At 69.4% G+C, this 5999-nt stretch carries 4 protein-coding genes and 1 pseudogene; 3 read left to right on the forward strand and 2 right to left on the reverse strand.

Annotated features, from left to right (window positions below; genetic code table 11):
• A pseudogene (locus IJH84_RS21380) lies at nucleotides 1-205 on the forward strand (carboxylesterase/lipase family protein); the annotation flags it as partial.
• A gap of 66 nt (nucleotides 206-271) precedes the next feature.
• Here IJH84_RS21380 and IJH84_RS21385 read toward each other — a convergent pair.
• On the reverse strand, nucleotides 272-1471 hold the full coding sequence (locus IJH84_RS21385; RefSeq protein WP_295148165.1) for a CdaR family transcriptional regulator: 1200 nt from the start codon (nucleotides 1469-1471) through the stop codon (nucleotides 272-274).
• 265 nt (nucleotides 1472-1736) lie between these two features.
• On the opposite strand from IJH84_RS21385, the gene IJH84_RS21390 reads away from it, so the two are divergent.
• Together IJH84_RS21390 and IJH84_RS21395 are read left to right on the forward strand one after the other, a co-directional pair.
• The gene (locus IJH84_RS21390; RefSeq protein ID WP_295148168.1) at nucleotides 1737-4043 is read left to right on the forward strand and encodes a molybdopterin cofactor-binding domain-containing protein; all 2307 of its coding nucleotides are present in this window, start codon (nucleotides 1737-1739) and stop codon (nucleotides 4041-4043) included.
• A 56-nt stretch (nucleotides 4044-4099) separates the two neighbouring features.
• Nucleotides 4100-4576, forward strand: coding sequence for a (2Fe-2S)-binding protein (locus tag IJH84_RS21395; RefSeq protein ID WP_200069590.1), 477 nt, complete (start codon nucleotides 4100-4102; stop codon nucleotides 4574-4576).
• Between the two features lie 140 nt (nucleotides 4577-4716).
• Here the strand turns inward: IJH84_RS21395 and IJH84_RS21400 are convergent.
• Nucleotides 4717-5999, reverse strand: a 1283-nt coding sequence (locus tag IJH84_RS21400) for a hypothetical protein (RefSeq protein WP_295148173.1), incomplete at its 5' end; no start/stop codon positions are given.

The following is a 5999-nucleotide window of genomic DNA, read 5'->3' on the forward strand; positions in this document are numbered from 1 at the left end:
TGCGCGGCTCAGCTTCTTGTCCGAAGCCGAGCAGGATCGTTCGCCGGAGCTGGCTCGGGAGGTGCACTCGGCATGGGTTCGCTTCGCGGCCACCGGCGACCCCGGCTGGGACCGCTACACCCTGCCGCAGCGCCGGGTCCGGAACCTCGCGCGCCCCTCGGCCACGATCGACGACCCTCGTCCGCTGGAACGGGCTGCTTGGTGAGTGGGCCCGCGGCACTGGCATCGACCCGCTCCCGAAGGCGGCACCGGCGTGCGCCGAGCGGCCTGCTCAGCGCGCGTCGAGCTGCTCCGGCACCCGGCCTTCCCGGCGCAGGATCGACAGCGCCAGCAGCACCTGCGGCCACACCGTCACGTCGCTGAGGTCCAGGTGCGTCAGCGACTCCATCCGGCGCAGCCGGTTGAGCACCGTGTTCCGGTGGCAGAACAGGGACTTCGCGGCGCGCAGCGTGGAACCGGCCGAGCGGATCCACACCGACACGGCCGTGAGCAGCTCGTCCCGCTCGGCCGCGGGCAGCGCCAGCACCGGCCCGAAGGTCACGTCCACCATCCGGTCGGCCAGCTCCGGCGAACTCAGCGCCAGCGCGTCCGGCAGGCACTCGTCCAGCGCCACCGTGCCCGGCCGGTCCCCGGGCAGCGTGCTCAGCGCCAGCATCGCCATCCGGTAACCGGCGCCGACCTCCAGCAGCGCGGTCAGCGCGGACGAGATGCCGACGCGTGCGACCGCGAACTCCCGCAGCATCGTGGCGATCTCGCCGGGCTCGGTGTCGTGCAACGCCACGATGCCGACCTGGCAGCCGGTGCGCAGCCGCCAGGCCGAGGTGATGCCGCGCCGCCGCAACGCGTTGGTGATCCGCTGCGGCGAGACCGGGCGCTCACCGGAGGTTTCGGCGACCGCCACCGCGAACCGCCGCCCGCGCCCCAGGTCCAGCAGGTGTTCGGCCTCGGTGCGCACCTCGGAGGCCCGGCCGTCCAGCAGCGCGTCCATGATGGTCGCCATCCGCAGGTCCGTGCCGCCGTGCGCTTCCTGCGCGTGGTAGCTCACGGCCATCTCGGTGCAGAAGCGCTCGGTCACGCTCCACAGCCGCCCTGCCGAGTCCAGCAGTCCGCGCAGCTGCTCCGGGCCTTCCGCGCCGGTGCGTTCGGCCAGGTCGGACCACATCACCTGCCCGCCGAGCCGCCAGGCGTGCAGCACCCATTCCAGCGGGCAGTGCTGGTGGGCGCGGCGACTCCCGGTGGCGCGCGCGGCGCGCATCAGCTGCTCCGGGGTGGGGCCGGTGCCGGCCAGCGTCGTCAGGATGCCCTCGATGTTGTCCTGGCAGGAACGCCGCAGGTCGTCCTTGGGGACCGGGCCGTCCAGGGTGTAGACATCGCCCCACACCTGTTCCACCAGGTCGTCGGCCAGGTGCGGCGCACGCGGCAGCGAAGTGCTCGCCAAGGCGGCGAGCGTGCGATCGGCTGTGTCGACCATGAGCGCGCTCCTTTGCGACCCTCGGCGGCACTTGTCCAGGAGAGGCTAGTCACGTGATCAGCGTCGAGTCCACCACTCGCGCCAACGCCGGCTGAGCCGTCCGGGCGCCGGTCTGGAGCAATCCGCACAAGATCCGCGCCGGATCGGTGGGCGATCTGTCCTCGATCGGCACCGGTGTCGTGCTCAAGATGAGGCACTGACCCAGCCGCCGATCAACGCCGATCGGCCCGGCCAGCGGCCGGGGCTGTCGGCGCGGGGAAAACCGATGGAACAACGAAGTTCGCAACAATCCGCCGGCCAGGTGGACCGCCGCCGCTTCCTCGGGCTGCTGCTGGCGGCGCCGACCGTGGCGGCTGCCGCGCAGCTGGGCTCGCCGGCCGAGGCGGCCGCTGCGCTGCCCGAACCCTCCGACGCCTACGACCTCAACGACCTGCTCACCGAGGCGGCGATGCCGACCTCGAACCTCATCTCGGTGCAGGTGCACCCGGACGGCACCGCATCGTTCGAGATGCCGCGGGTGGAAAGCGGCCAGGGCGTCACCACCACGGCCGCGATGCTCATCGCCGAGGAGCTGGACCTGCCGGTGGAGAAGGTGCGGGTCACGCTGGCCGACGCCCGTCCGGAGCTGCTGTTCAACCAGTTCACCGCCGGTTCCAACACGGTGATCTCGATGTACACGCCGATCCGGGTGGCCGCGGCCATCGCCCGCGGCCGGTTGTTGCAGGCGGCTTCGGCGGAGCTGGGCGAACCGGTGGGGCTGCTCGGCAGCAAGGCCGGGTTGATCACCTCGGTGGCCGGTACCCAGCTGCCCTACGGCGAGCTGGCGGAGAAGGCGGCCAGCGACGTCACCAAGCAGGTCGAGGCGGTGCTCAAGCCCGAGTCCGAGTTCCGCGTCGTCGGCAAGCCGCACGACCGCGTCGACGCCAGGGACGCGGTGACCGGGCGCAAGCGCTTCAGCATGGACCTGGACGTGCCCGACGCGCTGCCCACGATGGTCTGCCGCCCGCCGACCATCAAGGGAACCGTCGACTCGGTGTCCAATTTGGACGAGGTGCGGCGGATGCCGGGCATCACCGACGTCGCGCAGATCTCCACCGGCGTGGCGGTGCGCGGTGCGACCTTCGGCCAGTGCATCGACGCGGTGAACGCGCTGTCGGTGCGCTGGGGACCGGGCACTGTGGACGGCGAGTCCGACGAGACGGTGCTGGAGAAGATCAAGGCCGCGGAGATCCCGCTGGTGGTGCCGGACGTCGGCGAGACCGTGGAGGGCGAGTTCACCTTCCACTTCCGCAACAACGCGGCGCTGGAGCCGAACACCGCGGTCGCCGACGTGCGCGCGGACGGCGCCGAGATCTGGTCCTGCCTGCAGTCGCCGATCCTGTGCCAGCAGGAGGTGGCGAAGAAGCTGGGGCTGCCGCAGGAAAAGGTCACCGTGCACGTCCAGCAGGGCGGCGGTGCGTTCGGGCGCCGGATGTTCAACGACGTCGTGCTGGAAGCGGTCGAGATCTCTCGCGAGATCGGCAAGCCGGTGAAGCTGATGTGGCACCGCACCGACGAATGCAGGCAGGGCCGCACGCACCCGATGTGCACCTCGCGCATCCGCGCCAGCTACTCCGGCGACAAGGTGCTCACCTTCGAGCAGCGGCACACCAGCGTGGCCACCGACTACACGATGGGCTTCGCCGAGGCGATCACTTCGATGGCAGCCCGGCTGCCCCCGCTGGGGCTGGGCAACTTCGCCGGGTTCTCGGTGCCGGTGTTCGAGCTGACCGTCGGCGTGCCCTACAAGTTCGGCGCGACAACGCAGCTGCTCAACGAGATCATGCAGTACGACACGTTCCCGACCGGCAGCAACCGCAACCTGTTCAACCCGGACGTGCGCACCGCGCAGGAGCTCATCGTCGACCAGCTCGGGGCGAAGATGGGCAAGGATCCCTACCAGTTCCGGCGCGAGTTCATCGACGACGAGCGGCTGCTGGCCGTGCTGGACAAGGTCGCCGAAGCCGGTCAGTGGGGCCGGGAAATGGCGCCGAACACCGCGCAGGGCATCTCCGTGCACAAGGAGTACAAGGGCGCCACGGCCACTCTGGTAGAGATCGACTGCCGCCCGGAGACGGTCGACCGCAAGATCCGCAACGCCGTCACCGGGCCCCGCGTGACCAAGGTCGTGCTGGCCGTCGACGCCGGGCTCGCGCTCAACCCGCGCGGTCTGGAAGCGCAGATGCAGGGCGGCATCAGCGACGGAATCGCGCAGGCGCTGACCTCCAGCCTGCACCTCAAGGACGGCACCTTCCTGGAAGGCAGCTGGGACGACTACTTCTACACCCGGCAGTGGAACGCACCACCCGAGGTGGAGATCATCGTCATGCCGCCGACCACTGGAAAACCGGGCGGTGCGGGCGAATTCGGCGTTCCCTCCTCGATGGCCGCGACCGCCTGCGCGTACGCGCGAGCCACCGGCACGATGCCGACGAGCTTCCCGATCAACCACGACAAGCTGAGCTTCGAGCCGAAGCCCACGGTCCCGCCGCTGCCGCAATCACCCACGAACGGCCTCGATTTCGCCTACTGAGTGCCCGGTTTCTCAGCACACGAACCGACGCCCCCACCACGTTTGAGGAGAATCCCTTGGCACAGCAGACTTTCCGGCTGAACGGCGAACAGGTCACAGTGGACATCGAGGACGACGTGCGGCTGCTGTGGGTGCTGCGCGAGGTGCTCGGCTTCTACGGGCCGAAGTACGGCTGCGGCATCAACGTCTGCAAGGCGTGCACCTCGCACATCAACGGCAAGGCGTTCAACCCGTGCTCGGTGCCGGTCGGCGAGATCGGCCCGGACGACGAGGTGACCACCATCGAAGGATTACCCGAGACCGCGGGCGCCGACCTGCACCCGATGCAGGAGGCGTGGCTGGAGCAGGACGTGGCGCAGTGCGGCTACTGCCAGCCGGGCCAGATCATGGCGGCGGTGGCGAAGGTCCGCCAGGTCCGCGCCGCGGGCCGCGAGATCACCGACTCCGACTTGGACGAGATCCGCAACATCTGCCGCTGCGGCACCTACACCCGCATTCGGGAAGCGATCAAGTCCGGGGCGCAGAACATGTGATCGCGGCATCGGCTGCGAACGACGGGCGTGCAGTCGACCCCCGGGTGCTGTTGCGCTCCCGCCTGCGGTTGTGCGGGCGGGAGCGGCTCCCCGTCAGGAGGGATCAACGGCCGCGAGCACCGCCGCCCGACCGGAACCTCTCAGGAGCCCGCGCCCGCCGCATGCGGGAACCGGCCTTCGCCGCGCGGTCCGACGAGGCGTTCGACCAGTTCCCGCTCCTGCTGCGGGTGCGGAGCCGCGTTCATCAGTGCGTTCCAATCCTCTTCCACCTTGCGCAGGAACTCCGCCCAGGGGTGGGGGAACGCACCGAGGTCCACGTAGCGCTGGTTGTCCCGCAACTTGCCCGAACCGATCTTGTCCTGCTTGTGGCCGTGGACGCTGGACTCCGGGTTGCTCGTCTTCTCCGTGGAACGCCAGTTGTGCACGTATCCGACCGGGCTGTCCTCGTTGTGCGGCGCGAGCGTTTCCAGCCCGACTTCGAGGGATCCCGCCCGCTTTTCCCGCGGCGGGGTGTAGATCAGCAGCAGGTGCCCGTGCGCGCCGTTGGGCAAGATCACGTCACCGTTGCAGTCGGAGCGCCGCAAGCCGCCCATACCCCCGTTCACGCCCATCAGCCTGACCTGCTCGTCGGGGTCTCTGGGCACCTTGTTGCGCAGCGAGGCGATCGGCCCGCCGCGTTCTTTGAACGCGCCCTGGCCCTTGTCCGTGTCGTTGCTGATCGACATGTAGTGGGTGGCGAAATCGCGTTCCGTGACCGAGTTGGTGAGTTCACCCTGTTCGTCGGTCAACTCCAGCCACTGCGTCAACTCGAAGCGCCCGGCCCCGCCGGTCGACAGCGACGGAATGCGGATGTTCACCCGTCCCCCGTGCGCCAGCGCCCGCGCTACGTCGCCGTCGCGGAAGTCGATGTGCCCCTGCTCGGTGTTGATCTGCAGACCGTTCTGCAAGATCAAGAAGATCCGGGTGAGCAGCTGTTGCGCGCGGGCCTGGTTCTTCTCCTCATCGCTGGCGGTGGCGCCCGACGGTTCCCGCGGGTTTAGCGTGTTCACGAAGGATTCGCGGATCTGCTGGTCCCGTTCGGCGTGCAGCGGCGCCCGTTCCTCCGCGGGCAGCTTGTTCGCGTGCAACGTGCGGCCGAGGGTGTAGGCGGGGCTGTCCTGCTCGCCGTCGCGGACACGGCCGCGGAACTCCAGCGTGGCGATGAGCAGTCGCTGCCCGGGTTCGAGCTGGAGCCAGTCGTGGTAGTCGGCCTTGGACGTGTACGCCAGGGCCGCCTGGTAAGTCCCGATCCCCGCGGCATCCAGCCAGTTCGCTTCCTGCTGCTCGATGTCCCGGAGCTCCTGCTCGTCGAACAGCGGTCCCTTCTTCAGCCGTTTCAGCAGATCGGACTTCAGCTGCTGCGCGTTCAGCCGGTCTCCCAAAA

This window comes from Saccharopolyspora sp. (assembly GCF_017434145.1).
Taxonomy (GTDB): Bacteria; Actinomycetota; Actinomycetes; order Mycobacteriales; family Pseudonocardiaceae; genus Saccharopolyspora_C; species Saccharopolyspora_C galaxeae.

Bases quoted from the DNA above. Each gene is read 5' to 3' on its own strand.
- IJH84_RS21385 (WP_295148165.1), bottom strand. From the start codon at position 1,471: ATGGTCGACACAGCCGATCGCACGCTCGCCGCCTTGGCGAGCACTTCG.
- IJH84_RS21390 (WP_295148168.1), top strand. From the start codon at position 1,737: ATGGAACAACGAAGTTCGCAACAATCCGCCGGCCAGGTGGACCGCCGC.